Consider the following 25,330-nt stretch of genomic DNA (forward strand, 5'->3'; position numbering starts at 1 on the left):
CTCGCAGGCCATACTAAAAGAACATACTATGCAAATTCAATCGAATGCTCAGCAGAGCGCATCTGCAGAAGCCGACATTATTCATCACTTCCGCGAAGCGGGCGATCGTCTGGAAGCGGAGTCTCGCGTGCTGGATGGCGTTATTCGCGATATCGTAATTCATGGCAAACGCGTCACCAGCAAAGCGATTATTCTTTATCTGATCGCTGAACTGGAGAGCACCACCGACGTGGTGCATCTTGATGTACTGCGTCACTGCCTGGAAATCGTGGTAGGCCGCACGCCGGACGACGAAGGAATCTAATCAGCGATGCGCCGTCTGGCCTGCGGGCGCCGGCGCAGCCGTTTCAAACTGACCCTGCGACGCCATAACCGAACAGCTCACTGCGGCGGCAAGGGAAACGGCAATCCAGATTTTCATCACTCTCTCTCCTGTTTTCGTTTATTTCACTCTCTTTAGCCTGGCACGCGAGCGCGTCAGCGAAAGTCTCTATGATAAGAAAAGGAATTTTCTGAGAGCGAAGGAGAGGGCATAAACGAATAACGCGCTAGTGCAGCAATCTTTCCGCTGACGGACGCCCCGTCAGCGAACCGTGCGTTCCGTAGTGCGCGCGCAGTTCGTCATGCACCTGATTGATCGCATGGCGCATCGCCATCAGGCGCTCGCTGTCCTGCTCCATTTTAAGCTGAAGCTGCAGCGTTTCCGTTACTGTGCGCCACGAGATATCGGCGCCCACGCTCACCAGCTGCATAACGGCTTCGCCGATAACAATATTCGTCATCTTCTCGTTTGAATTATTTTCCATATTTCTTCGTCTCGCCTGAAACCTGGAAAAAGCTTAGCACAGGAATAGCGAACTGCAGGACATCCTGTGCTCTCGCTAAACTAACGCCTGAGGCGGTAGATATCCGCAAAGTAGAGATAGCCTTTCTTGTCATACTGGCTCTTTAAGCGCGCCTTTTCATCGACGCTAAGCACGTCGCCGGCAAGCAGCGACTGAATAAAAGCGTCGCGTACGTGGACTTCCATATACCAGTCGCCGGTATAGCAATTTTTCAGCGCGCCTCTGTCAATATCTTTTACTCTGTAGGCGGGATTGATATGAAAAAAGAAGAAGAAATTACAGACGGCGAAAATAGCGCAGCAAACAATATATTCAATGGTGCCGAAGGATGAGGAATAAAGCAGCACGCCCATGGTAATCACAAACAGAAAGCACATCAGGCCATACAGTCCTGGATATTGCTTAATAAAGGAGACGTCAAAATAGGGTCGATCATTGCGATTTTCAGCGCGGTTTATTTGGTCTAATTCTTGCTGCAACAGGCTTTCTAATTCGTTATACATGTAACTACTCTCAGCTAAAAACAACCCCAAAAGTATAGATGAATCGCGTTTGATTAGACACCGCAAATAAAGCCTGATGCGGCAATGCCGTGTTCAGGGCAATCACGCCAGCGCGAAGAGAGGCTGGCGTACTAAGCGGCAGAAAGCGGGCGCGCCCTCAGGCGCGAGAAGAAAAAATAAAGTGGGTATCGGTTTCGCTGATCAAATAGAGGTTTTTCGCTTCGCCGCTGGGCGATACGAAAACCATATCCTGACCGATGCTAAGCGGCGCGAACACCTCGACCGGTTGGTTTTCTTTCTGGATCTCAAGCAGCATGCGCGACTCGAATGCGCGATCGGCAACGCTATCGAGATGATAATTGCAGCTAAAAGAAAGTTCAGGCTTATCGAGAATATAGAACTGTCCGGACGGCATAAGCTTGACCTCATTAGGGGAAAACCGCGTGGCAAAAACGCCAGCGATAACCTTAGTGTAGCTTTAAAAAGGAGAGGGGCGCGAAAGAAACAGAAGCGAACCGCACGCGTCGCAATGTTTGTTAGCAAGCTAATAATACCATGCGCAAGAAAAGTTAAAGCCTGTGGCGGTTTTTATGAGACTATTCTTATGCCCTTTCAAGAGCTAAGCCATTGCGAGTGCCGGAGATAAGCGCCGGGTGGGGCACGCGTATTTTGTCAGGTCGCCTCAGGCGGCCTTTTTTATGCGCGGCGAAGAGATAAAGCAAACCGCCATTCCATGGCGAACAACATTCCTAAAGGTACCTTACTCAGAATTACTCGGCGGACGACGGCTTTTTTGACCACCTTTCCGACCGGCTTCCCTGGCTCTGTCAGGATTGTTTCTGAAATTGCCTCCGCTGGCTTTGCCTCCTGCGCTGCCCGCTTCTTTTGCTCGATCCGGATCGTTAGCAAAATTACCAGCGCCACCTCTGTATTTCTGTTGTGTCATAGGTAGAACTCCTATCAATGTTCCATGAGATAAAAGGACTAGCTAGTCACCTTTTAAGCGTAGCCCGGCGCCGGGCTTAAGAGCAAGGCTATGTCTCAGCAAAAGGTGCTTATTCTTCGCGAAGTTAATTCCAGAGGCCAGGCGTGCCGCTGCGCGCAGCGGCATAAAGAAACAAGGTGAGCCTGTCTGAAAAACCTCACCTGTTCAGGCGAAAGGCGAGCGGTTTTCCTCTGACGCCTGCGCGCGATCGCGCGAAAGACGCCAGAAATCGGAGCCGGAAGGGTGCTGATAAATGCGCAGCGAAAAGATCCCGGCGACGGCGTAGATATACTCGAAAATCGCCGACTGCGAATTTTCATAGTCGGCCCACAGCGTCGACGAGGTAAAACAGTAGACCTCGATTGGCAGTCCGTCCGGCGAGGGTTTGAGCGCGCGCACCACGATATACATATCCTTGCGAATGTCGTCGCGCTGCGCCAGCCAGGCGGTCAGGTAGTGGCGGAACACGGTGAGATTGGTCATGCCGTTTTCAATAAACCAGCGATCGCCCACGGCGCTGATGTCGCGCCCGTCGAGCAGCACCGAAAGCGGTTCGCTGACGCCGCGCAGCTGGGTCATCGACTGCAACATTTCCTGATTCACAAAGGTGACCGAATCGAGGTCGAGATAAAAGCTGCGCATAATGCGCCGCGCGCCCGACGAAAACATCGCCTGCCAGTTGGTGTAGGTTTCCGTCAGGAAATTTTTGGTGGGAATGCGGGAGATGGTGTTATCCCAGTTGCGGATAGTAATGGTATGCAGAGCGATATCGGTGACTTCGCCGCTGAGATTTTTATCCGGCATCTCTATCCAGTCGCCGAGCTGCAGCACGTCGTTGGAAGAGACCTGAATATTGGCCACCAGCGACAGCAGCGTATGCTGAAAAACCAGCATTAATACCGCCGCCGCCGCACCCAGGCTGGAAATAATAATCACCGGCGATTTATTCGACATGATCGCCAGGATCATAATCGCCGATAAAATATGCACCAGGATTTTGCCGACCTGAATATAGCCTTTAATCGAATGATTTTTACGCTTCGATTTTTTCGAATAGGAGTTGTTGACGATCTCCAGCACTTCATTAAAAAAGAGTGAGAGATAGACGAAGAACAGAATGCCGCACAGGGTTCTGATGGCGATTTGCAGATGCTCGGGCAGTTCAGGCATGAACTGCAGCAAATAATAGACGGTGATAACCGGAATAAAGTTGGAGAGCTTCTCCGATATCCTGACATCCTTATCCAGCGGCACGTCGCTTTTATGGGCGCTGAAAAAGACTTTGCGCACCACTTTGACCACGAAGAATTTGCAGACAAGATGCGCAACCATGCCGGCGAGGATCAGCATAATAATATTGAAGGTGGCGGAAAGCGCGACGTTCCCCTCAATAAAGCCCATTAAATCGTTAAAATAGTGCATTTTTACCACGTACTGAAAAAGGTAGAGCGAAAGTTAAGCATAAAACAGAGGCGGATGATAAGCGACGAATGCGTCGCTAAGGGGCAGCGGCAAGAGGACAACGCCCAGACGGAGCCGGGCGAGGGGCGCCATGTCGACGGGTTAAGATTGAGGGAAAGCCGACCGTCTTATCCCGCCGCACGGCGTGTCAGAGCAGAGAATCCGGATTGGCTTTAGCCGCTTTTTTCTCCTCTTCGACAGCCTGCACCGGATCGGCGGCGCTCAGCCAGCGATCGAATTTCTGGTAGGTCTCGATAAAGGATTTAAAGTAGACGGTAATGCCGGTGACATTCTCTTTACGCTCCATATAAGCCACCGCCAGTTTAAACGCATCCTGATTTTCAAATTTCACGGGCTTTACTCTCCTGAATTACGGGTTTATTCAGCGTAGCCTGGCGTCGAAACCCGCGCCTGTGCATCTGTCTGCTTTTTCCCGCAAGGCGCGGCGGATAGTGACGACGCATGACCCGCAGCGGCAGCATCATAACCCCACGCGCCTCGCTTTACATCAGGTTAAATCAGCAATCTTTCTCCGGCGGCCTTTCGTGGCGGATCGCGTCATCGCTTCAATAAAGCGCTGATTGTCGAGACCGAACGAAAATCGACCACTAGCGCACGTGCGCCGTTCGGCACGCCAATTAGATCGCACATCTCGATCAGCTGTATGTCAAAGTAGTCGAGCTCGCCGCCTGCGAAGCCGAAATCGAAAAAATCGCTAAAGGTGGTATAGGGTGTTTTAAAGTCGCGTTCGTGCATGCCATCGTCGCAGCGTGCTCTTCAGCTCGTTAAAGCGTTCGTGGTCCATCAATAGAAGGCCCGCCTCGCCGAAGGTCTCCCAGGCGAGGCTGAAAATCTTACTGACCTCGATGCGTGATGACTTTATCACGCCGCCTGCGCGATTCTTAGATGTTGCCAGCGGCTGGAACTTGGTTGTCATTCTAAACGGACAACTGCGCGGCATAGCCGCTGCCGTGCACGGAGCGGATCGCGATGATGTCTGCTTCTGACCCACGACGCTATCAATCGTACCCATCAAATATTGCGCCACCCTGATCACGTGCGAGCCATGATCACACAGCGAGCCGGAACTCGTCTGCTTGCGCGAACCGCACCAGCTCTAGGGCAGGTCAAGCTCGTTGGAAGAGTCCTAATCGAACCAGCCGTGAAAGCGCGCCGGCGAAGCGTGACAGGTGGTCGGCATAGGCTTCGACTCGGTCGGCGGGCAGCAGGCGGTGCTTGCGCCAGGATGTTGCAATACTTCATTGCCCTATGAGTGCGGGCTGACGCCCAGTAGCGCCGACGGAATAAAAGGGAGAATGATGCATCTTCCTGTTTCCTCTGCGAGTTAAAACAGGAAAAATAAGCTAGGGCGAAAGGGCCGGCCACGTCTGTTTTGAGTGATTAACATCAGTACAGGGAGCGGCGGTGAGAAGAGTCCGCAATCAACTCTGATTGGACAGGATTGTCATCTCTTTTTTATTCAGCACGATAGAGTCATCCGGCACATTTTTATTTACGAAAGACATCGCGCCAATCATCACGTTATTACCAATAAAAATGTCGTCGCCGATAATACAACTATTGGCGCCGACTTCTACCCGATCACCGATATGAATATGGCCCGCCTGATTGGTATAACGCACGCCAATAGTTACGTTTTGTTTGATGTGAAAGTTTTCGCCAATGATGCAGTGATGAGAGATTACGATACCGACAAAATGCGAAATACGCAGCCCAGCGCCGATTTGCGTGCCAGGATGGATATCGCAAGCGTATTTAAGCCGTAGCTTTCGAACCATACGAATAGCAAGCTTGCGGTGTCGTTTGCTGAGGTAAAGATAATTCGCTATACGCCACCAGAAATAATAACGGCGGCCCGGACATTTGAACGCTTTGTGTATGGTTTTAAACCATGAGAAAGGTCCAGAAGAAACCATAACCTCTTTCTTCAGACAGCGTTTCAAATGCTCTAAATGAGGATCGCTCTTTGTCATTTATTTAACCGGTGGCAACTTAATAGCGCCCCATTATAACTGGCTTAACAAGGTGATGGTAGTCTGGCCTTAACCTTTTGCGAGCCAAATTACAACGTATTATGGACCCTAAATTAACGTTCAATGCGGTCCGCGCAAACAGCCGTCGCGCAAATGCGTCGCGCAACGGCGGCGGCAGGGCCGGTCAGAAGTTGTACGTTACGCCGGCGTACCAGGCACGGCCAGGCTCATTATAGGTCGACGCGCCCGCGTTCTCGCGATAAATCCGTTTATCGAGCAGGTTGCTGACGCCTGCGTTGGCGCGCAGGCTTTTCGTTAGGTCGTAGTTGAGGTTCAGGCCCAGTACCGAGTAGGCGCCGACTTCGCGCTGCGACAGATTGTTCACCTCCAGACGCGACTCGGAAAACTCGCGCGGCTTCTGGCGACCGTACATCGTCCAGTTGATATTGCCGGAAAGGTCGCGCGTCATCTGCCACTCAAGCTGCGAGTTGATGGTGTACTTGGGAATAATCGACAGTGGATTACCGGTCTCTTTATCTTCCGACTTCAGCATATAGGTGGCGTTGCTGCGCCACTCCAGCGTATCGGCGATCAGCGGCACCGTCAGGTTGCCTTCCAGCCCTTCGACCACCGCTTTGCCGGCGTTTTCCCAGCGCAGAATGTTATAGCCGTTAGAGGCGATGCCTACGCGCTCGCGGCCAGAGACAATCTTGTTTTTATAATCGTTACGGAACCAGGTAATGCCCGCCACATAGCCTTGATGGGTGAACTCGATGCCCAGCTCTTTATTCACGCTCACTTCCGGCTCAAGATCGTCGCTGCCCAGCAGATAACAGCTGCCTGACGCGATATCTTTCGGACAGCCGTTGCCGCGGGTGGAGAGCAGGTAGCCTTTGGTGGACTGATAGAGGTTCGGCGCTTTAAAGGCGCGAGCGATACCCGCCTTAAGCGTAAAGTAGTCTCCCAGACCCTGCGACAGGTTAAGACTCGGGCTCCAGTTGGCGCCAAAGCTGTTGTGGTAGTCGAAGCGGATGCCGGGAATGATCTCGGTCGAGTCGGTCGCGGCAATATTATCCTCGAAGTAGAGCGAGCTGAGGGTGGCGCTGTTCTTGCTGCTGCGATCCGCCGCGTTGCCGCTGACGCCACCGATATTGACGCCCGCCTGGTTGGCGGCCTGCATCGAGGCGGGATCGTTCAGCTTGTCATGGTTCCACTCCGCGCCCAGCGTTACCGTCTGGTCGCGCAGCCAGTCGAGCGGGAAGTTAATCTCCGCGTTGCCGCGGTAGCTCTCCAGTCGGCTGGTGGCGAATTTATCGCTGTTGATCATTCCTTCCACGCTGCCGCCGGAGCCTTCCTGCAGGCGCGTGTTATTGGTTTTTTCGTAGTTGAACGTCAGCTTCGACAGGCCCCAGTCCCAGATGCTGTTGTGCGCCAGGCCATAAGACTGGCGGTAAAGACGGTTGGTTTCGCTGCCGACCAGCGATTCGACCAGGCCGTTGGCGCTGTTATTGCCGTTGCTGTTTTGCGTGTCGCCCGCGTAGATATTGCCCTGGCGGCTGTAGCCGTATGAGAAATCAAGGATCTGCTCTGGGGTTAACTTCCAGGAGAGCACGCCGTTGATATCTTTATTACGTACGCCTTCGCGACCCGCGGCATAGGAGCCGTTCTGCGCGGTATTAATGTCCCAGGCGTCGGCGTCGGTTTTATTGATGTTGCCATAGAGGCGCATAGTCAGTGCATCGCCCGCCAGCGGCCCGCTCAGGCTGAAGTTGGCGCGTTTGGTCGCACCCTCTTTGCTGTCTTCGGGCTGGTTGGTAAACAGCGAGAGCGACCCGTGCCAGTCGTTGGTCGGCCGCTTGGTAATGATATTCACCACGCCGCCCGCCGCGCCGGAGCCGTAGCGCGCCGCCGCCGGGCCGCGGATTACCTCGATACGCTCAACCATTTCCGGCGGCACCCAGTTGCTGTCGCCGCGCGAATCGCGTTCGCCGCGCCAGCTGTAGCGCACCGCGTTGCGCGAGGAAACCGGCACGCCGTCAATCAGGATGAGGGTATTTTCCGGCCCCATGCCGCGAATATCGATCTGGCGGTTGTTGCCGCGGCTGCCGCTGGCGCCGTTGCCGGTTAGATTGACGCCGGGCATTTTACGGATGATGTCGGAGAGGTCGTTCACCGGCGGGCTTTTTTCAATATCTTTGGCGGTAATGGTGGAGACGCCGGGCTGCTGCTTGAGGATCTGCTCGGCGGTGACCAGCATCGTCTCGTCGTCGGCCAGCTTTTCTGTCTCTTCCGCCGCGCCTACGCCGGTGGCGCTCAACATGCCAACCATCAGCAGGGCGCAAGGGCGCTTTCTGAAATCTACCGTTACATTCACTTAAACTTTCTCCCTGATACGTTAATGAGTGTAAGTAAATGCGCATGATAGTGATAATGATTCTCATTGTATAGTTGGTGTCAGCATATTTACATTCCTACACAATGGGTTAAGAAACGGCCTATACGTCACGCTAATGCTTGTTACGGCAATGCTTAGCGTTTTTTCGCATTTGTTAAGCCAGCCTCTCCTCCTTGAGAATGAAGCCTTCTGGCCGTTTGGATACATATCCACTTTTCCCGCAAGGGATTTTATTTGATCAGGAGAAAGGTCCCCGTGAAACTCATGCAACGTGTCACCCTTATTGCTCTCGCTCTGGCCGCGCAGGGCGCGATGGCCGCCGACACCTCGGTGCCCACCGACAGCTCGCTGCATGTGCAAGCCGATCCCGCGCTGAAAAGCCTGGTGCCTGCCGCTATTCTGCAGCGCGGCTATATTGTCGCCGGGACTAATCCCAATACGCCGCCGACCACCTTCTATAAAGAAGACAATAAAACCCTGGCCGGGCGCGAAATCGACGTGATGAACGCCGTCGGCGAACGGTTGGGCGTCGCGGTACAGTGGCGCGACACCGGCGGCTTCGACAATATCATTCCCGGCCTGAAAACCGGCCGCTACGATGTGGCGCTCTCCAATATCAACGCCACTCAGGCGCGCCTGAAGCAGGTCGATTTCGTCGGCTACTACAACGCCAGCCGCCTCGGCATTATCTCTCTGAAAAGCGCCAGTATCGCGCCGTTCACCACCTTCGACGCGGTCTGCGGCAAAGAGGTCGGCGCGGGGGCGGGCACCACGCAGATCACCCGACTGGAAGAGGCGAGCAAAGCCTGCGAAAGCGCAGGCAAACCGCCGATTAAAATCGCCGTTTTCCCGGATCGTCCTGCTGGCGTGCAGGCGGTTGTCAGCGGACGCGTGCCGATGTTCTTCGGGCCTTACGAAGGGCTCACCTGGCAGGTGAAGCTGATCAAACCGCTGACCATGAGCGGCGAGATCAGCGTCAACGATGCCCCGGTTTCCGTGGCGTTCCCGAAAGATTCACCGCTGGAGCCCGCAGTACAGGCGGCGCTCAATTCGCTGATCAAAGACGGCAGCTACCAGAAGATCCTCGATCGCTGGGAGATCGGCTTCGGCGCGGTGAAAGAGGCGAAACGTAATCAGGAGATCTTCCAGTGAACCCGGAACCGCATCGCGCTGACGAGCTGCGCATCGTCGGCAAACGCTACTATGGCCGCTGGCTGAGCGCGCTGCTGGTGCTGCTGTGCGTAGTGGCGATGGCCCACTCGATGATCAATAACCCACGCTTCGAATGGGGCGTTATCGCCGACAACTTTACCGAAGCGTCGATTCTGCAGGGCGTTTTAATGACCCTGCAGCTGACGGCAATTTCGGTGGTGCTGGGGTTCGCCTTCGGCACGGTGCTGGCGCTGATGCGCCTCTCCTCGAATCCGGTACTGGTGGCGGTAAGCTGGGCCTATACCTGGTTTTTTCGCGGCGTGCCGATGCTGGTGCAGTTGTTTCTGTGGTACAACATCGCCGCACTCTATCCCACGCTCTCCCTGTCGCTGCCGGGCGTCGGCGAACTCTGGAGCGCCCAGTCCAACGCGCTGGTCAGCCCGTTCAGCGCTGCCGTTATCGCGCTGGTGATGCACCAGTCCGCCTACGCGGCGGAGATCGTGCGAGCCGGCATTCAGAGCGTCGGCAACGGGCAGCTTGAGGCGGCGCGCGCGCTCGGCTATCGGCCGGCGCAGATATTCCGCTTCACCATCCTGCCGCAGGCGATGCGCGCCATTCTGCCGCCGGCAGGCAATGAGGTGATCGGCCAGCTAAAAACCACGGCGGTGGTATCGGTGATCTCGCTGCAGGATGTGCTCTTTTCCGCGCAGATCATCTATCAGCGCACCTATGAGGTGATCCCGCTGCTGCTGGTGGCGACGCTCTGGTATCTGCTGATGACCTCGGTGCTGTCGGTCGGGCAGTTCTATGTCGAACGCTATTTCTCGCGTGGCGTATCGCGCGGTCAGTCGCGCACCCTGTGGCGCAGCCTGCTCAACGGCTTTACGCCGATGCGCAGCGAAAGGAGTATCACCAATGGCTGAGGCAATCGCTCTGCGTAACGTGACCAAACGCTTTTCCGGCGTCACCGTTCTTGACGAGGTCGATCTGGATATTCCCGCCGGTTCGGTGACGGTGATCCTCGGGCCGTCCGGCTCGGGCAAATCGACGCTGCTGCGCTGCATCAACCATCTGGAAAAGCTGGACGGCGGCACCATCCGCATCGGCGGCGAGCTGGTGGGATACCGACAGAAAGGGCAGGCGCTGCATGAGCTGAGCAGCGGCGAGGTGGCGCGCCAGCGCCGCGACATCGGCATGGTGTTTCAGCAGTTCAATCTCTTTCCTCATCGCACGGTGCTGCAAAACATCGCCGACGCACCGATACGCGTGAAAAAAGCGCCGCGCCAACAGGCGCTGGAAAAAGCGCGCGCGCTGCTGCAGCAGGTCGGGCTGGCGGGTCGCGAAGAGGAGTGGCCGCAAAATTTGTCGGGCGGACAGCAGCAGCGCGTCGCTATCGCCCGCGCGCTGGCAATGGATCCCGGCGTGCTGCTGTTTGACGAGCCGACTTCCGCGCTCGATCCCGAACTGGTGGGCGAGGTGCTGCAGGTGATTAAGCAGCTGGCGCACTCCGGCATCACCATGGTGATCGTTACGCACGAGATCGGCTTCGCGCGTGAAATCGCCGACACTCTGGTGTTTATGGAAAGTGGCCGGATCGTTGCCGCCGGGCCGACGCAGCAGGTGCTTGACGATCCCAACAACGGACGCGTGCGCAACTTCATCGCAACGGTGCTCTGAGCGCCATTTCTCCGCAGGACGATCATGACCGACAGTATGCACAGCGCCCACTGGGGCGCATTTCGCGCGCGCCGCGACGGCGACAGCCTGACGATTACCCCCTTCAGCGCCGACCCCGATCCCAGCCCGCTGCTGGCGAATCTGCACAACGCGCTTGCGCATCCGGCGCGCGTGGCGCGCCCGATGATACGGCGCGGCTGGCTGGAGAACGGGCCGGGTCCCGACGCGCGTCGCGGCCTGGACAGCTACGTGGCGGTAAGCTGGGAAGAGGCGTACGCGCGGGTGGCGGACGAGCTGCGGCGCGTCGGGGAGCGCTATGGGCCGGCCGGCATTTTCGGCGGATCTTACGGCTGGTCGAGCGCCGGACGCTTTCACCATGCGCAAAGTCAGGTGCACCGCTTTCTGAATACTGTGCTGGGCGGCTATGTGCGCTCGGTCAACAGCTACAGCTCCGGCGCGGCCTCGGTGCTGCTGCCGCATATCGTCGGCGATATGAACGAGATTGCGCGGCGCGGCGTCAGCTGGGAGTCGATCGCTGAGCACAGTGAGGTGGTGCTGGCGTTCGGCGGACTGGCGCTGAAAAATTCTCAGGTGGCGAGCGGCGGCCTGAGCGAGCACACCGAGCGCGGCTTTATGCAGCGCGCCGCCCGACGCGGCACGCGTTTTATCTCCGTTAGCCCGCTGAAAAGCGATCTACCTGATGAAGCAGGCGGCGAATGGCTACCGCTGATCCCCGGCAGCGACGCGGCCCTGATGCTCGCGCTGCTGCATGAGCTGACCACGCAGGGCCTGACCGCCGACGACTTTCTGGCGCGCTATACCCACGGCTGGCCGACGCTCAAAGCCTATCTGCTGGGCGAAGAAGACGGCATTACGCGCGATGCCGACTGGGCCGCCGATCTCTGCGGCCTGCCCGCGGCGCAGATCCGCGCGCTGGCGCATGCACTGCACGGCAAACGCGTAGTGATTACCGTGGCGCACGCCCTGCAGCGCGCGCAGCATGGCGAGCAGCCGGTCTGGCTGGGCCTGGCGCTGGCAGCCGCGCTGGGTCAGCCAGGCCTGCCAGGCGGCGGCTTTACCTATGCGCTCGGCGCGCTGGGGCACTACGGCAAACACCATAATCTGGCGAGTTTTCCGGCGCTGCCACAGGGTAAAAACGGCATCGATCGCTTTATTCCGGTAGCGCGCATCGCCGATATGCTGCTGCATCCCGGCGAAAAATTTCACTATAACGGCCGCCATCTTACCTATCCCGACATTCGGCTGGCCTACTGGGCAGGCGGTAACCCGTTTCATCATCATCAGGATCTGGCGCGGCTGCGGCACGCCTTTTGCCGTCTTGATACGCTGATCGTCCATGAGAGCGCCTGGACGGCTACCGCGCGGCACGCGGATATCGTGCTGCCCGCCACCATGACGCTGGAGCGGGAAGATGTCGGCGGGGCGCCGACCGACCGCCATCTTATCGCCATGCAGCCGGTGGCGGCCCCGTACGGCGAGGCGCGGGACGATTACCAGATTTTCAGCGAGCTGGCGCGGCGCCTGGGACGAGAGGCGGCCTTTACCGAAGGGCGCGACGCGCGCGGCTGGCTTGAACATCTTTATGCGCAGCTGCAGGAGAAGCTGGCGGCGCATCAGGTAGGGCTGCCCGATTTCGCCGCCTTCTGGCGGGAAGGCGTGGTGACGCTGCCGCAGCTGCAGGATGGCGGCCGCATGATGAACGCGTTTCGCGCCGATCCAGTGGCCCATCCGCTGCCGACGCCCACCGGGAAGATCCAGATCGTTTCCGACACCATCGCCAGTTTCGGCTATGAGGATTGTCCCGGCCATCCGGTCTGGCGCGCGCCGCGCGAGCAGCCCTCCGCAAGCTATCCTTTCTGGCTGATCGCCAACCAGCCGGCGACGCGCCTGCATAGCCAGCTTGATTTCGGCGACTACAGCCGCAGCGGCAAGCACAACGGGCGCGAGGTTTGCAGCCTGCATCCGCTGGACGCGCAGCGGCTGGGTATCGCCGATCACGACGTGATTGAGCTTTACAACGCGCGCGGGCACCTGCTGGCGAGCGCCGCGCTCACCGAGGCAATCAGGCCCGGCGTGGTGCGGCTGCCGACCGGCGCCTGGTACGACCCGGTCGATCCCGCCGCGGCGCGGCCGCTCTGCCGTCACGGCAACCCCAACGTGCTGACGCAGGATATCGGCACCTCGGCGCTGGCGCAGGGCTGCACCGGCCAGATTGCCGTGGTGAACGTCAGAAAATATATCGGCGACGCGCCGCCGGTCGCCGCCTTTACGCCGCCGCAAAGCTAAGCGCCGGACGCTACAGCGCGGCGATCAGCGTCTGCGCCAGGCGGCGTAAATCCTCATCATCGCGCAGCGCGCTGCAGGCCAGCAGCGCGGGCTGCCCGTCCAGCGCCGCGCGCAGCTTGCCTGCGACGTCCACCGGCGTCGCCAGCGACTGCTGACGGGTGCGCCGCTGGCGCAGCAGCGTGCCGTCGTTGAGAAACAGCGTCACTTCATGGAAGCGCAACCCGGGATTGAGGGCATCCGGCGGCGCATTCTGGTCGGGCTGGCGCGTTACCTTCGCCGCCAGCGCCATAATCTGCGGGTTGACTTCACCTTCGGCAAAGTCCGCCATGCGCAGGTCACCGTAAATCAGCATGGCGGCGATGACATATTCCAGGCTAAAACGCGCTTCGATGCCGTTTTTCGGCTGGCGCACTGAGGCGGCGATATCGCCGCCGGGCGGAAAGGCCACGGTTATGCGATCGATAGCGCTCAGCAGCTCTGGTGTCGAACCGCTCCAGCGCTGGCGGATCTCACGCGTCGCCTCCGCGGCGCTATGCGTGCCGGCGCAGGTGGCGAAGGGTTTGAACTCCAGGCCTGGCGAGACGATGCGCCAGGGCGCGCCCCAGTTTTCCAGCAGCTTTTCAGGCTGCGCCTCACGCGCGCTGCCCAGCGAAATAAAGGCCTCGAGCACGCCCTCCGGCTGTCCGTCGAACCCCGCCAGCGCCAGCTGCGCGGCGCGCACCGCGCGCTCGGCGGCGAAACCGGCATGCAGTGGCTTCACCGCCGAGCCGAACTGGGCGCGCAGGCCGCTCGCTTCGGTAGCGGCGATGCCGAGCAGCACCGCGGTCTGGCGCGCGTCCGCGCCGCTAAAGCGCGCCAGTGCCGCGGCGGCGGCCAGCGTGCCGAGCGATGCGGTATTGTGGTAGCCGAGCGTGTAGTGGCTTTGCGTCATCGCCAGGCCGAGCCGGCCGGCCATCTCTACGCCGATGCTACAGGCGTCCAGAAAGCGCGCCGCGTCAAACGCCTTGTTCTCCGCCGCCCACGCCAGCAGCGCAGGCAGGATCACCACGCTGGGATGGCCGCGAAAGTCGGCGTGAAAATCGTCATAGTCGAGCGCGTGCGCGGCGTAGCCGAGCAGCAGCGCGCGCGACGCGGGCCCGCTATCGCTATAAATCGTTTTCAGCAGCGGCAAGCCGCTGTCTGGCGCCTGTTGGTTGAGTATCGGCCAGCTTACGGCGAGAAAATCCTGCACCCCCTGGCGCGCGCGCTGGTGCGCGGCGTCATCGGGCTGTGACAGGCGGATCGGCTGGCTGAGCTGCGTGGTCAGGCTCACGGCGTCGCCGCCAGATAACGGAAAAAATGCATCGACATCTCCGAAATAAAAAGCAGAACCCAGAGGGTAGCAACAAAGGCGCCGCTGTCTATATCTGAAATATCGCTAAGCTAATGCGAATTTATGAAGAGGCGAGGCCGCATAAGGCGTTGCTTAAATTAGCGTTTGTCGTACTATGCCCTGCATACGCCACGCGCATGTGCAACCTTATTAACTCTCTGTTTACCCGACCTTTTTAGCGGGCAGCAGACCCACAGCAGGATAAGCCGTGTTAGCCATCAAATCGCCGCAAGCCTATCTACAGCAGGCCGGGATCCGCGCGCGGGCCGGAGAACATATTCGTCCCATCGCTACCCATCTTCGTATTCTCTCCTCGCCGCGCGCCTGGCAGGCGGTGAATCCTGAACTCACCGAAAGCCTCGAAAGGCAGGGCATCCGCTGGCAGCTGGAGCTGCTCGACGGCGAATGCACCGACGAGGCGATTAGCCAGCTTCAGGCGAATACGGCGCAGCAGGGCGCGGAGGCGATTCTGGCCGTCGGCGGCGGGCGCGTGCTGGACTGCGCCAAAGCGGCGGGCGACGGGCTGGATAAGGTTGCGGTGATCAACTTTGCCACGCTGGCCGCCACCTGCGCCGCCTGGTCGCCGGTGGCGATCGTCTATAACGCGCAGGGCGCGCATCTGCGCAGCCAGCCGCTGCGCAATATGCCGGCGCTGGTGCTGGTGGACAGCGAAATCATCGCCCGCAGCGATGTGCGCTACCTGAAAGCGGGCATCGTCGATGCGCTGGCCAAGTGGTATGAGTTTCGTCCCTATCAGCGCCACAATCCCGATAGCCTGGCGCTCGATTTGAAGGTCATGGCGGCACAGCGCGCGGTGGACGCCTATCGGCAGTGGGGCGACGAGGCGGTAGCGGCCAACCGGCAACGCCAGGTGACCTTTGCGCTGGAGCGTATCATCGACGCGAATATCGTGCTGGCTGGACTGGCCAACAGTATGCGCGATACTCTACCGACGCCGGGCTACGCCCACGCCATCCATAATCGCCTGACCGGACTGCCGGCGCTGCACCCCTGGCTGCACGGCGAAAAAGTCGGTTACAGCCTGTTGGTTCAGTCTTTTATGGAGCAGGGCAACGGCGAACCGGACCCGGCGCTGGTGGCGCTGCTGCGCCGCTTCGACGCTCCGCTGAAGCTGCCCGTGCTGGCAGGCGATCGCGCGGCGGCGCTGCATCGTCTGGCCGCTGAAGTGCGTTTTCCGGCAGCCAGCGCGGCGCGTCTGCCGTTTGACGTTTCGTCGGCGGCGCTGGAACAGGCGCTTATCGCCACCGACCATTTTTCATAGCCGCCCAAAGACGGCTCTTACTTTAATCAGGGAAATAATATGGACAGTTCATCTGCAAAAAATCGTCTGCGTCTTGGTCTTTTCGTTCAGCCGGTAGGGCATCACGTGAGCGGCTGGCGCCTGACCGAAGAGCTGGGGGCGCCGACCGATATCGACTGGCTGATTCGCCTGGCGCAGAAAGCGGAAGCGGGACGTTTCGATCTCTTTTTCGTCGGCGACGCGCTGGCGACCAGCATGTATCGTCTGCCCTCTACCATGGCGCGCCTCGAACCGCTGACCATGCTGTCGGCGGTAGCGGTCAATACCCGCCGTATCGGGCTGGCCGCCACCGCGTCGACCACCTTCAGCGATCCCTTCACCATGGCGCGCACCTTCTCCTCGCTGGATCATATCAGCCGCGGCCGCGCCGCCTGGAACGTGGTGACGTCGTTCTCCGCCGACGTGGCGAAAAACTTCAGCCGCGACGATATGCCGAACCACGCCGAGCGCTATGCGCGCGCGCGCGAATTTCTGCAGGTGACCAGTAAACTGTGGGAAGGCTGGGAAGAGGGCGCGGTAGAGCCGGATCCGGCATCGGGCCAGTATTTCGTTAACGACAAGATCAATTCGATCAACCACGTCGGCGAGCATTTCCAGGTGCAGGGTCCGCTGAATATCACCCGCTCCCCGCAGGGGCGTCCGGTGATTATCGAAGCGGGATCTTCCGCCGACGGGCAGCAGCTCGCCGCCGAAACCGCCGAAGTGGTTTTTACCGCCGCCGCCAGTCTGGAAGAGGCGCAGGCGTTTTATCAGTCGCAGAAGGCGCAGGTCGCAGCCGCAGGCCGCAATCCGGATCACGTGGTGATCATGCCGGGCGTGATGCCGATTGTCGGCCGCACGCGTGAAGCGGCGAAAGCGCTGTGGAAAGAGCTGAACACGCTGGTGGATATCGACAACGGGCTGAAACAGCTTTCGCTGCGCTTTGGTATGGATCTTTCCAGCTATCCGCTGGACGGCCCGGTGCCGGAAGTGCCGCTGGGCGAGGGCAACCAGAGCCGCGTGAAGCTAATGACCGATATGGCGAAGCGCGAGAACCTGACGCTGCGCGAACTGGCGGCGATCGCGGCGGGCTCGCGCGGGCACCGGGTTATTGTCGGTACCGCAGAGGATATCGCCGACGACTTCCAGCTCTGGCTGGAGCAGGGCGGCGCAGACGGCTTTAATATTATGCCGGCCATTATGCCGGAGCAGCTGGATCTGTTTGTGGAGCTGGTGATCCCGGAACTGCGTCGTCGCGGTCTGTTCCCGACCGACTATGCCTACGCCACGCTACGTGAGAACCTTGGTCTGCCAACGGTCTGACCTGGCTGCCGCGCAGAAAGCCGCAATGCAGAAATAAAAAAAGGCGCTGATATCAGCGCCTTTCTTATTAGATCAGGAACTCGTCGAGCGAGCCGCCTGCATCCAGCACTTTTTTAATCGGCGAAGGCGTGCGGCCCTGACCGGTCCAGAATTTGGTTTCGCCGGTTTCATCCGTGAACTTATATTTTGCCGGGCGCGGCGCGCGTTTCGCTTTGGGTTTGCTTTCGTTCTGCGCCAGGTCGGCCAGATCGGAAATATCGATGCCGTCTTTCATCAGCATCTCTTTATACAACGCCAGCTTCTCCGCTTTTTCTTTTTGCGCGGCTTGTTCAGCATTCACTTCTTCACGGCGTTCTGCGACAACGACAGAGAACTTTTCGAGCATCTCGTTTAACACGTCGAGCTCAATTTCTCGTGCCTGAACGCGCAGCGTACGAAGATTATTCAATGCTTTCAGCGCATCACTCATGGATATAACCCTTAACGAATCAAAATATGTAAAGCGCGCAGTTTACGGTAAAAAGTAGATAAAGGAAATAAGCTAAAGCACAGAGAGTATCATTAAATTGATAGCCAATTGCTACCTCGCCCGGGTTAATGTATTAGCATAAAAAAACAAGCACAAATATAACGCAGCGGAAAGCAGGGAGGGCGATGAATAGTTTTCGCGCGGTTGCCGTTAAGGCGATCGAGCTGCGGCCTTACGTTTATTTTTAAACGTAACAGCTCTTATCCTGCTGATAACTGGCAGTTTAACTCACCTGCATCGCCATATCTCCCCGCTATTTTACAGGTGATCTGTACAATGGCGCCAAATTTATCAGCGAATACAAGTTATAAACCTATTAAAACGGCCACTCTTTGCACAGCGTTATCATTAACTTTTGCAATATTTACCTCTTGCAAGCGTCAGCGGCTATTTAGCGTAACGCGGCGGTAGTGACGTGCGGAACTATTTTCCCGCTTAAAAAGCTCGCGTTGTTTCACTATTTCATAATCTGGAATAAATTTTCTTCGGTCGCAGAGGCGCCCTTATATTAATCAGCCGACAATTAGCGAATTAATAAGGCCTCTGTTCTTTCCAGCCATCGCGTCGGTTATGGAACCGTCATAGATTCCCAGCATCGCGAGCTAAGCGGCGAAACCGCTTTATTTGGTCATCTCGCCTCAGGTTGCGGCCTGCGCGCCCAGAGTCTGCCGGGTCAGTTGCCGCCTGACTTTCCTGTAAATTCCAGTAGTTACGCCGTGCTTAAGCAGATTTACTTCATAAACCTCTTATTAATCAGTGTTTTTCTGCCGATTCCTGGCTGATGAACTTTTGCAGCATTTATTAACAATTGCTTGCAATGATAATAGCAATGCGTATATTTCTCATTTGCTTTATTACAGCATCACGTCAGGACAGCGTCCTGCGGCCGGACAGGCGAGTCGATCCGGCAACCAGTGGCAGCCATACCCAATAATGAAAAAAGAGGAAGAGTGATGTCTTTTGATGTTCAGCGCGTCAGGGAAAACCGCGCAGGCGATTGCGCCAGCGCCATGAAACACCCTCTGCAACGCTCGCTGCTGGCCGTGCTAATCGCCGCCAGCGTCGCGCAGAGCGCCCATGCTGCCGATACGGCCGCCTCCAGCGGACAGACGCTTGTCGTCGAGGCCAGCGCCAGCAGCACCGGGCAGCAGGACGCGCGCGATTACAGCGTGCCGATTACGCGCGCTGGCACCAAAATGGCGCTGACCGCGCGCGATATTCCGCAGTCGGTCACTGTCGTCAGCAAGCAGCGCATGGAAGATCAGCAGCTGCAGTCGCTGAATGACGTGCTGCACAACACCACGGCGATCACCGCCGTCAGTCCCGATATGGATCGCATTACTTATTATTCGCGCGGCTTTCCCATCGACAACTTTATGGTCGACGGTATTCCGACCACCTTCGCCTCAAACTGGAACCTGGGCGACGCCAAGTCTGATATGGCGCTCTACGAGCGGGTCGAAGTGGTGCGCGGCGCGACCGGTCTGCTGACCGGGCCGGGCAACCCGTCGGCCGCTATCAACATGGTGCGCAAGCACGCCGACAGCAAAGAATTCACCGGCAGCGTCTCCGCGACCTACGGCAGCTGGGGCAAGCAGCGCTACGTCGCCGATCTCTCGACGCCGCTCAACAGCGACGGCAGCGTGCGCGGCCGCCTGGTAGCGGGCTATGACGACAAAAACAGCTTTATCGAGCGCTACGGCGCGACTAAGCAGTTTGTCTACGGCGTGGTTGACGCCGATCTGACCGACTCTACCACCCTCTCGGTGGGCTATGAGTTCTCGCAGGTCAATACCGACTCGACGATGTGGAGCGGCACGCCGCGCTGGTACACCGACGGCACGCAGATTCATACCCGCCGCGGTTTCAACACCGCGCCGGAGTGGGCCTATAACGATCAAGAGAACAAAAAGCTGTTCGTGAACCTGAAGCAGGATTTCGACAACGGCTGGAACATCACGCTGAACGGTACGCATAACGAGATGTACCTCGACAGCAAGCAGCTCTACCTCGACGGCTACTTTGATAAAACCACCGGCCTCGGCGTCTCGCAGTACGCCAACTATCCGGTAGTGGGCGGCACCGGCTACAACACCGGCAAGCGCAAGGTGGATGCGGTAGACGCTTTCGCCAGCGGCCCCTATGAGCTGCTGGGTCGTCAGCATGAGCTGATGATCGGCGTTAACTACAGCCGTCAGGACAATAAGTATTACAGCTCCTGGGCCAATATTTCGGCGGACGAGCTGGGCAACTACAACGACTATAACGGCAACTTCCCGGAGACCGACTGGGGCCCGCGTGAGCTAACGGCGGACAGCACCACTGTGCGGCAGAAAGCGGTCTACCTCGCGACGCGCATTTCGCTCGCCGATCCGCTGCATCTGATCCTGGGCGCGCGCTACACCAACTGGAATCGTCAGACGCTGGCCTCCGGGGAAGAGCTGGAGAAGAATAACACCACGCCGTACGGCGGGCTGATTTACGACTTCGCCGAGAACTGGTCTGCCTACGCCAGCTACACCTCGGTGTTCCAGCCGCAGGACTACCGCGACAGCAGCGGCGCCTTCCTCTCCCCGGTGATCGGGAAAAACTACGAGGTGGGCGTGAAGTCCGACTGGCTCAACAGCCGTCTGACCACCACGGTCTCCGTGTTCCGCACCGAGCTGGACAATGTCGGGGTAGATACCGGCCAGGTTATTCCGGGCTCGCAGAGCACCGCCTACGAGGCGAAGGATGGCGTGGTCAGCCGCGGCGTGGAGTTTGAGTTGAACGGCGCGCTCACCGACAACTGGCAGATGACATTTGGCGGCACCACCTATCTGGCGGAAGATCGCGACGGCAACGCCTATAACTCGCAGCTGCCGCGCACCACCTTTAATCTCTTTACCAGCTATCGCCTGCCGATGCTGGATCAGCTGACGCTCGGCGGCGGCGTGAACTGGCAGACGCACACCTGGCAGGATGTTGGCGCGCCGGAAGGCAACGGCACCTGGCACGCGAAGCAGGGCAGCTATGCGCTGGTGGATCTCTTCGCTCGTTATGAGGTGAATAAAAACCTGTCGCTGCAGGCCAACCTGAATAACCTGTTCGACAAAGAGTACGACACCTGGGTCGGCGCCTATAACGTCTATGGCGCGCCGCGAAACTTCTCGGTATCGGCAACCTATCGGTTCTGAGTGGACTTTCAGCGAGTAAAACCACGGCGGGACAGCTCAGGCTGTACCCGCCGTTTTTGCTTCAAAGCGATGACATCGCCAGGCTAGCTGAACAGAGAGGCAAATTAAGGGATGTTTTTGATATAGCCGCTTAAATAAACGACATTCCCGCTAAAACGAATGTCGCCTTCAGGAGCAGCGACTTCAGTAAGCTCATCCAGTAAACAGGGGGTTATTGCCAACGCCTGCGCAACCGCTGCTTTATCAACATTCATATTCTCATAAAGAAAGTTCAGAGCGCTGGGCAAAAACTCCGGCTTCTCGCTGACGATCAAACTATCTTCCTTTTCATCTATCGCTTCGCCTTTGCGTTTCAATGCGGTAAAAGCCGTTTTGTACTGTGCGTCTGTTAATAAACCGAGCTGATGCGCTCTGTAGACGATCGCCGCTTTGCTGACCTTCCAGGTTAGCTTGAATTCGCTTAATCCTTTCCAGTTGATGCGTCCTCCGACCGGCGGCGGAAAGAAGCTTGCCATAGCCGAACGAGGAAGCAAAAGCGCTGAAGCAAATCGGTTCGCCTGAGATTCTGTCGCACGATCGCCGGTCGTTATCCCGCTGTGCAGAATCAGATGCGCAATTTCATGCGCTATATCGAAGCGCTGACGACAGGCTGATTTCTTCGCTCTGTTTCTGACGATAAACGGGCGTTCGAGCGGCACAGACAATGCGTCTACCTCATCGGAAAGGGAATCAAACGAGGTAACAAAAGCGCCGAGCTTTTCGGCCAGACGCGTCATATTATCAATCGGCCCCAATCCCAGCCCCCAGTCGACACGGCATTTTTCAGCCGCACTCTCAATCTCTTCCGGGGTATGGGCGGTAATCTCCTGAAAACAGACGGGAGGCAGTTCCAGTTGCCGATCGAGAAGGGTTATCAAACGGCCGTAAAGCTCGGCCTTTGCCAGCGTTGAAAGCCGCGTTGACACTCGCGTGCCTTCCCGTTTACGAAAGTGCACCAGCTCTTCGTTGACGCGTTGCGGCTCGTGTAGGCGAAAGAATTCAGGCGTCACCTTTAAAGCGACGGCTAATTCTTTTGCCAGTACGGGAGTAGGGACAGCAATGCCGGTTTCCAGCCGCTGTATGTACTGACGAGTCTTGCTGACTCGCTCAGCCACTTGCTCCAGCGACAGCTCGTGATACAGACGAGCCAGTCGTAAATTCGAACCGTTAAACACGTTTCACCTGTTACTTATTATCTGATGGCCTTTGCTTATCGCGGGTCGGTGCCCGGATAGGATCCAGGACAATGGGAACGGATGCGGGCGGGGTATCGCCCATCGCATGCAGCGGCGGCACACGTCCTTCTCTAAAGGTCCATTTTGAAACAATTTCATCCAGCGCATTAGTGCCAATGAAATGCACTCGCGCGCCTTCACCCTCAAATTCTGGCTTCTCAACCACAAAACGATGCAGCGTAGGCGTGGTCAGCTGAGGCTCAAAGAGCTGGTCCACTTCATTCCTGCGAAAAAAACCGGGCTTTTTGGGATTGTCCGGATCGTCTGCGAAAAAGCGCACCGGAATATTTTCAATATTGAACGTCACATCCATTCCCGGATGGGTCAGCTGCAGCCAATTATGCTTACCACTCAGACAAAGAGCGATAAGCATTTGTCGCTGTCGGCCAAACGTACAGGTTCCGCGAGTGTAGTTATCATCCAGCGGTGAAGAGAGTTGCTGCCAGGTCATATCAAGTACCTTAAGCAGCTCTTCGGCAATAAGTGAAAGACGTTCTTCAGAAAGTTCAGGATAAAAAAGCCAGGGGTAAGGGTGAGTTTGCATTTTAATATTCCTTCAAATTGCAATTCGAAGGATTTGTCAATCGGGATGTTGGTGCGCAAAGGCAGGTTTGTCAATCATTTTTGGGATGCACGACGCGTCAGAGGGTTATTTATGGTGCTGTAAGTTAATGCCGACGCGCGCTGCATCATACGTCGCGACGCGCTCGCGGATCGTCGGCAGCAGCAACCGCCCGTAATCCGCCGCGTCGCGCAGCTGATCGAAGCCGCGGAACAGGAAGGTGGTGACGCCGAGCTTGTAATATTCCAGCGCCGCCTCGGCTACCGTCTCCGGCGCGCCGACCAGCGAGGTGGAGTTGCCCGCCGCGCCGGAAAGGGCGGCGATGCCGGTCCACAGGCAGCTGTCGTAGACCTTACGCGCCGTCGCCAGCTGATATAGCCGCTGCGAGCCGGTATTGCTGTCGGGCTGGATCGCCTGGCCGCCGAGCCTCGCCTGCGCCTGCGCGAGCAGATGGTCGGCGCGCTGCCAGGCCTCTTCATCGGTCGTGCCCAGCACCGGGCGCAGCGACAGGCTAAAGCGAATCTGATCCTCGCGGCCATATTTCTGCGCCGCCGCGCGCACCTGGGCGATTCGCTCTTTCACCTGCTCCAGCGGCTCGCCCCACATCATATAAACGTCGGCATGGCGCGCAGCAATCTCTACCGCCGCATCCGACGCGCCGGAAAAGTAAATCGGCACGCGCGGTTTCTGGTACGGCTTCACCTCGGTAAAGTTGTCCCGCACCTGATAGAAATCGCCCTCAAAGCTGAACGGCTGCGGCGACGTCCATACCTGCTTCATAATCTCCAGATATTCGCCGCTGCGCGCATAGCGGCTCTCTTTATCGAGAAAGTCGCCGTCGCGCTGCAGATCGCCGCTGTCGCCGCCGGTAATCACGTTGATCGCCGCACGCCCCTGGCTGAGCTGGTCCAGCGTCGCGAACTGGCGCGCTGCGAAGGTCGGCGCCTGAAAGCCGGGCCGATGCGCCACCAGCAGGCCGAGCTTATCGGTGAACGCCGCCACGTAGCTGGCGATAATCATCGAATCTGGCGCGCGGGTATTTACCGCCAGCAGCACTTTGTCAAAACCCGCATACGCCTGCGTCTGGGCAAAGGCTTTGATAAAGGGCAGATCCACCACCTGACCGTTGCCGGCGTCGGACTCGCTCGCCTCATGCGCGCCGACCAGACCAATAAATTCCAGCGTCATCATTCACTCCTGTCGGATAAAAGGGCCGCTTTGCCGGCGGCGGTGAAAATAACATCGTCCTGCGGCGTATGGATCCGGCCGCACAGTACGTTGCGCAGGTGGCGTTCGAGCGGGTTGGCGCGCGTCAGCGCGTGATTGCCGATATGCTCGACCATCAGCTGCACGCTGCGAATGGCGTTATCGATAGTGACCTGTTTCACTTTCGCCGCGTCGGCTGCGGCGATCTGGCCAGCTGCCGCACTGTCGAGCAGCGTGCGGCTGGTAAACAGCAGGGTTTCGATGCGGCCCGTCAGCTCCTGAAAGCGCGGCAGGCTCGCCAGCGGCTGGCCCAGGTTGGCGGGCACGCGCTGCTGCAGAAAGCGGATGAATTCACGCTGCGCCGCGCGCGCCACCGCGTCATAGAGCGTGCCCAGCAGTACCGCCATCCACAGGTTCTCTTCGTCGTTGAGCGCCGGACACGGCGTGCTCCAGCGGCTGACGTTGACCGCATTCTCCAGCGGCACCCAGACCTCCTCCAGCACCACGCGGTGGCTGCAGGTGGCGCGCATGCCCAGATGATCCCACTCCTCTTCAATGCGGATGCCGGGCGCGGAAGCGGGCACCAGCCAGGCGCCGACCAGCGGATCCGCGTCGTCGCTGCGGCCCCAGACCAGAAACCAGCTCAGTCCGACACTGCCGGTGGAGTAGATTTTTTCGCCGCTGATGCGCCAGCCGTCGGCGGCGCGTCGCGCGGTGGTGGCGGGCAGGCCGCCGCGCGCGGGCGTGCCCAGCTCCGGCTCGACGCGCAGCGCGTTAATTAGCGCCCCATGCTGCGCGATGCTCTGCGCCACCTGGCGGCGCACGTCGGCGGGCCAGCTGGCGTCGTCGCCGAGCCGACGGGCGTTCAAGTACTGCATAATCAGGATAAGCGCGGTAGAAGGTTCGCCCTGCGCCACCGCGGCGATCGCCGCGCGGCACGCCGCCAGATCCGCGCCGCCGCCGCCCGCAGACGCAGGCAGCGCGAAACTGAGCAGGCCGTGCTGGCGCAGCAGCGCGAAATTGGCCGTGGGAAATTCGCCACGTCTGTCCACCTCCGCCGCGCTGCTCGCCAGCGTCTGGCTAATCACCGGCAGCAGCTCGTGAAGATATTCGCTAAGCGCCATCATCTTGCCTCAGTTATTCAGGGGGATTGTCGATTCTTTATTTTTCTCTTAGCGAAGTAAAAGCATTAAAGCGGATAACCACATGCGGAATCGGCATAATTTACAGGCTGGTTGCCCCCTCTGTTTCCCATTACTCTGCCCCTGT

23 protein-coding genes and 1 pseudogene are annotated in these 25,330 nt (G+C 58.2%); 8 read left to right on the forward strand and 16 right to left on the reverse strand.

Going from position 1 to position 25,330, the window contains the following annotated elements; translation table 11 throughout:
* Positions 1 to 28: 28 nt before the first annotated feature.
* Positions 29 to 304, forward strand: a complete 276-nt coding sequence (locus tag JS46_RS04535) for a biofilm development regulator YmgB/AriR family protein (protein ID WP_033748469.1) — start codon at positions 29 to 31, stop codon at positions 302 to 304.
* Positions 305 to 548: 244 nt separating this feature from the next.
* On the opposite strand, the gene JS46_RS04540 is transcribed toward JS46_RS04535, so the two are convergent.
* From JS46_RS04540 to JS46_RS04580, 10 genes and pseudogenes are all read right to left on the reverse strand, one after another.
* The gene (locus JS46_RS04540) at positions 549 to 806 is read right to left on the reverse strand and encodes a hypothetical protein (protein ID WP_033748470.1); all 258 of its coding nucleotides are present in this window, start codon (positions 804 to 806) and stop codon (positions 549 to 551) included.
* A gap of 80 nt (positions 807 to 886) precedes the next feature.
* Positions 887 to 1,348: a YlaC family protein gene (locus tag JS46_RS04545; protein WP_033748471.1), complete on the reverse strand. Its 462-nt coding sequence runs from the start codon at positions 1,346 to 1,348 to the stop codon at positions 887 to 889.
* 157 nt (positions 1,349 to 1,505) lie between these two features.
* A complete protein-coding gene (locus tag JS46_RS04550; protein ID WP_033748473.1) occupies positions 1,506 to 1,763 on the reverse strand; it encodes a hypothetical protein in 258 nt (85 codons plus the stop codon).
* A gap of 345 nt (positions 1,764 to 2,108) precedes the next feature.
* Positions 2,109 to 2,294: a general stress protein gene (locus tag JS46_RS04555; protein WP_072010392.1), complete on the reverse strand. Its 186-nt coding sequence runs from the start codon at positions 2,292 to 2,294 to the stop codon at positions 2,109 to 2,111.
* A gap of 204 nt (positions 2,295 to 2,498) precedes the next feature.
* A complete protein-coding gene (locus JS46_RS04560) occupies positions 2,499 to 3,755 on the reverse strand; it encodes a mechanosensitive ion channel family protein (protein ID WP_033748477.1) in 1,257 nt (418 codons plus the stop codon).
* 187 nt (positions 3,756 to 3,942) lie between these two features.
* Positions 3,943 to 4,146, reverse strand: a complete 204-nt coding sequence (locus JS46_RS04565; protein ID WP_033748479.1) for a hypothetical protein — start codon at positions 4,144 to 4,146, stop codon at positions 3,943 to 3,945.
* A 206-nt stretch (positions 4,147 to 4,352) separates the two neighbouring features.
* Positions 4,353 to 4,550 carry a hypothetical protein gene (locus JS46_RS04570; protein WP_033748481.1) on the reverse strand — a complete coding sequence of 66 codons (198 nt, stop codon included), beginning with the start codon at positions 4,548 to 4,550 and terminating at the stop codon, positions 4,353 to 4,355.
* A pseudogene (locus tag JS46_RS24780) lies at positions 4,531 to 4,896 on the reverse strand (gfo/Idh/MocA family oxidoreductase); the annotation flags it as partial. The pseudogene JS46_RS24780 and the gene JS46_RS04570, both read right to left, overlap by 20 nt.
* 340 nt (positions 4,897 to 5,236) lie before the next feature.
* On the reverse strand, positions 5,237 to 5,788 hold the full coding sequence (locus JS46_RS04575) for a serine acetyltransferase (RefSeq protein WP_033748483.1): 552 nt from the start codon (positions 5,786 to 5,788) through the stop codon (positions 5,237 to 5,239).
* A gap of 184 nt (positions 5,789 to 5,972) precedes the next feature.
* Entirely contained in the window at positions 5,973 to 8,117 is a 2,145-nt protein-coding gene (locus JS46_RS04580) for a TonB-dependent siderophore receptor (protein ID WP_152560679.1), read from the reverse strand.
* A 330-nt stretch (positions 8,118 to 8,447) separates the two neighbouring features.
* Between JS46_RS04580 and JS46_RS04585 the strand changes: the two genes are divergently transcribed.
* The 4 genes from JS46_RS04585 to JS46_RS04600 are packed head-to-tail and all read left to right on the forward strand — an operon-like array spanning position 8,448 to position 13,319.
* Entirely contained in the window at positions 8,448 to 9,335 is an 888-nt protein-coding gene (locus JS46_RS04585; protein WP_187143699.1) for an ABC transporter substrate-binding protein, read from the forward strand.
* Positions 9,332 to 10,258, forward strand: a complete 927-nt coding sequence (locus tag JS46_RS04590; RefSeq protein ID WP_033748488.1) for an amino acid ABC transporter permease — start codon at positions 9,332 to 9,334, stop codon at positions 10,256 to 10,258. Before JS46_RS04585 ends, JS46_RS04590 begins: the two co-directional genes overlap by 4 nt.
* Positions 10,251 to 11,012 carry an amino acid ABC transporter ATP-binding protein gene (locus JS46_RS04595; RefSeq protein ID WP_033748490.1) on the forward strand — a complete coding sequence of 254 codons (762 nt, stop codon included), beginning with the start codon at positions 10,251 to 10,253 and terminating at the stop codon, positions 11,010 to 11,012. The genes JS46_RS04590 and JS46_RS04595 overlap by 8 nt, the downstream gene beginning before the upstream one ends.
* Positions 11,013 to 11,036: 24 nt before the next feature.
* Positions 11,037 to 13,319, forward strand: a complete 2,283-nt coding sequence (locus JS46_RS04600) for a molybdopterin-dependent oxidoreductase (protein ID WP_033748492.1) — start codon at positions 11,037 to 11,039, stop codon at positions 13,317 to 13,319.
* A 10-nt stretch (positions 13,320 to 13,329) separates the two neighbouring features.
* Here the strand turns inward: JS46_RS04600 and JS46_RS04605 are convergent, their stop codons facing one another.
* Positions 13,330 to 14,631 carry an MmgE/PrpD family protein gene (locus tag JS46_RS04605; protein ID WP_033748494.1) on the reverse strand — a complete coding sequence of 434 codons (1,302 nt, stop codon included), beginning with the start codon at positions 14,629 to 14,631 and terminating at the stop codon, positions 13,330 to 13,332.
* Positions 14,632 to 14,899: 268 nt separating this feature from the next.
* On the opposite strand from JS46_RS04605, the gene JS46_RS04610 reads away from it, so the two are divergent.
* Together JS46_RS04610 and JS46_RS04615 are read left to right on the forward strand one after the other, a co-directional pair.
* The gene (locus JS46_RS04610) at positions 14,900 to 15,973 is read left to right on the forward strand and encodes an iron-containing alcohol dehydrogenase family protein (protein WP_033748496.1); all 1,074 of its coding nucleotides are present in this window, start codon (positions 14,900 to 14,902) and stop codon (positions 15,971 to 15,973) included.
* 39 nt (positions 15,974 to 16,012) lie between these two features.
* The gene (locus tag JS46_RS04615; protein ID WP_033748498.1) at positions 16,013 to 17,314 is read left to right on the forward strand and encodes an LLM class flavin-dependent oxidoreductase; all 1,302 of its coding nucleotides are present in this window, start codon (positions 16,013 to 16,015) and stop codon (positions 17,312 to 17,314) included.
* 67 nt (positions 17,315 to 17,381) lie between these two features.
* On the opposite strand, the gene JS46_RS04620 is transcribed toward JS46_RS04615, so the two are convergent.
* Positions 17,382 to 17,783 carry an H-NS family nucleoid-associated regulatory protein gene (locus JS46_RS04620; RefSeq protein ID WP_033748500.1) on the reverse strand — a complete coding sequence of 134 codons (402 nt, stop codon included), beginning with the start codon at positions 17,781 to 17,783 and terminating at the stop codon, positions 17,382 to 17,384.
* A gap of 1,013 nt (positions 17,784 to 18,796) precedes the next feature.
* Between JS46_RS04620 and fhuE the strand changes: the two genes are divergently transcribed.
* Positions 18,797 to 21,019 carry a ferric-rhodotorulic acid/ferric-coprogen receptor FhuE gene (fhuE, locus tag JS46_RS04625; RefSeq protein WP_033748502.1) on the forward strand — a complete coding sequence of 741 codons (2,223 nt, stop codon included), beginning with the start codon at positions 18,797 to 18,799 and terminating at the stop codon, positions 21,017 to 21,019.
* Positions 21,020 to 21,123: 104 nt separating this feature from the next.
* Here the strand turns inward: fhuE and JS46_RS04630 are convergent, their stop codons facing one another.
* From JS46_RS04630 to JS46_RS04645, 4 genes are all read right to left on the reverse strand, one after another.
* Positions 21,124 to 22,233 carry an XRE family transcriptional regulator gene (locus tag JS46_RS04630; protein WP_033748504.1) on the reverse strand — a complete coding sequence of 370 codons (1,110 nt, stop codon included), beginning with the start codon at positions 22,231 to 22,233 and terminating at the stop codon, positions 21,124 to 21,126.
* Between the two features lie 10 nt (positions 22,234 to 22,243).
* The gene (locus JS46_RS04635) at positions 22,244 to 22,837 is read right to left on the reverse strand and encodes a hypothetical protein (protein WP_033748506.1); all 594 of its coding nucleotides are present in this window, start codon (positions 22,835 to 22,837) and stop codon (positions 22,244 to 22,246) included.
* Positions 22,838 to 22,942: 105 nt separating this feature from the next.
* Positions 22,943 to 24,046, reverse strand: a complete 1,104-nt coding sequence (locus JS46_RS04640) for an LLM class flavin-dependent oxidoreductase (RefSeq protein ID WP_235212964.1) — start codon at positions 24,044 to 24,046, stop codon at positions 22,943 to 22,945.
* Positions 24,043 to 25,188, reverse strand: a complete 1,146-nt coding sequence (locus JS46_RS04645) for an acyl-CoA dehydrogenase (RefSeq protein ID WP_033748508.1) — start codon at positions 25,186 to 25,188, stop codon at positions 24,043 to 24,045. The genes JS46_RS04640 and JS46_RS04645 overlap by 4 nt, the downstream gene beginning before the upstream one ends.
* Positions 25,189 to 25,330: the final 142 nt, after the last annotated feature.

This window comes from Pantoea sp. NGS-ED-1003 (assembly GCF_000738765.1).
Lineage (GTDB): Bacteria > Pseudomonadota > Gammaproteobacteria > Enterobacterales > Enterobacteriaceae > Pantoea > Pantoea septica.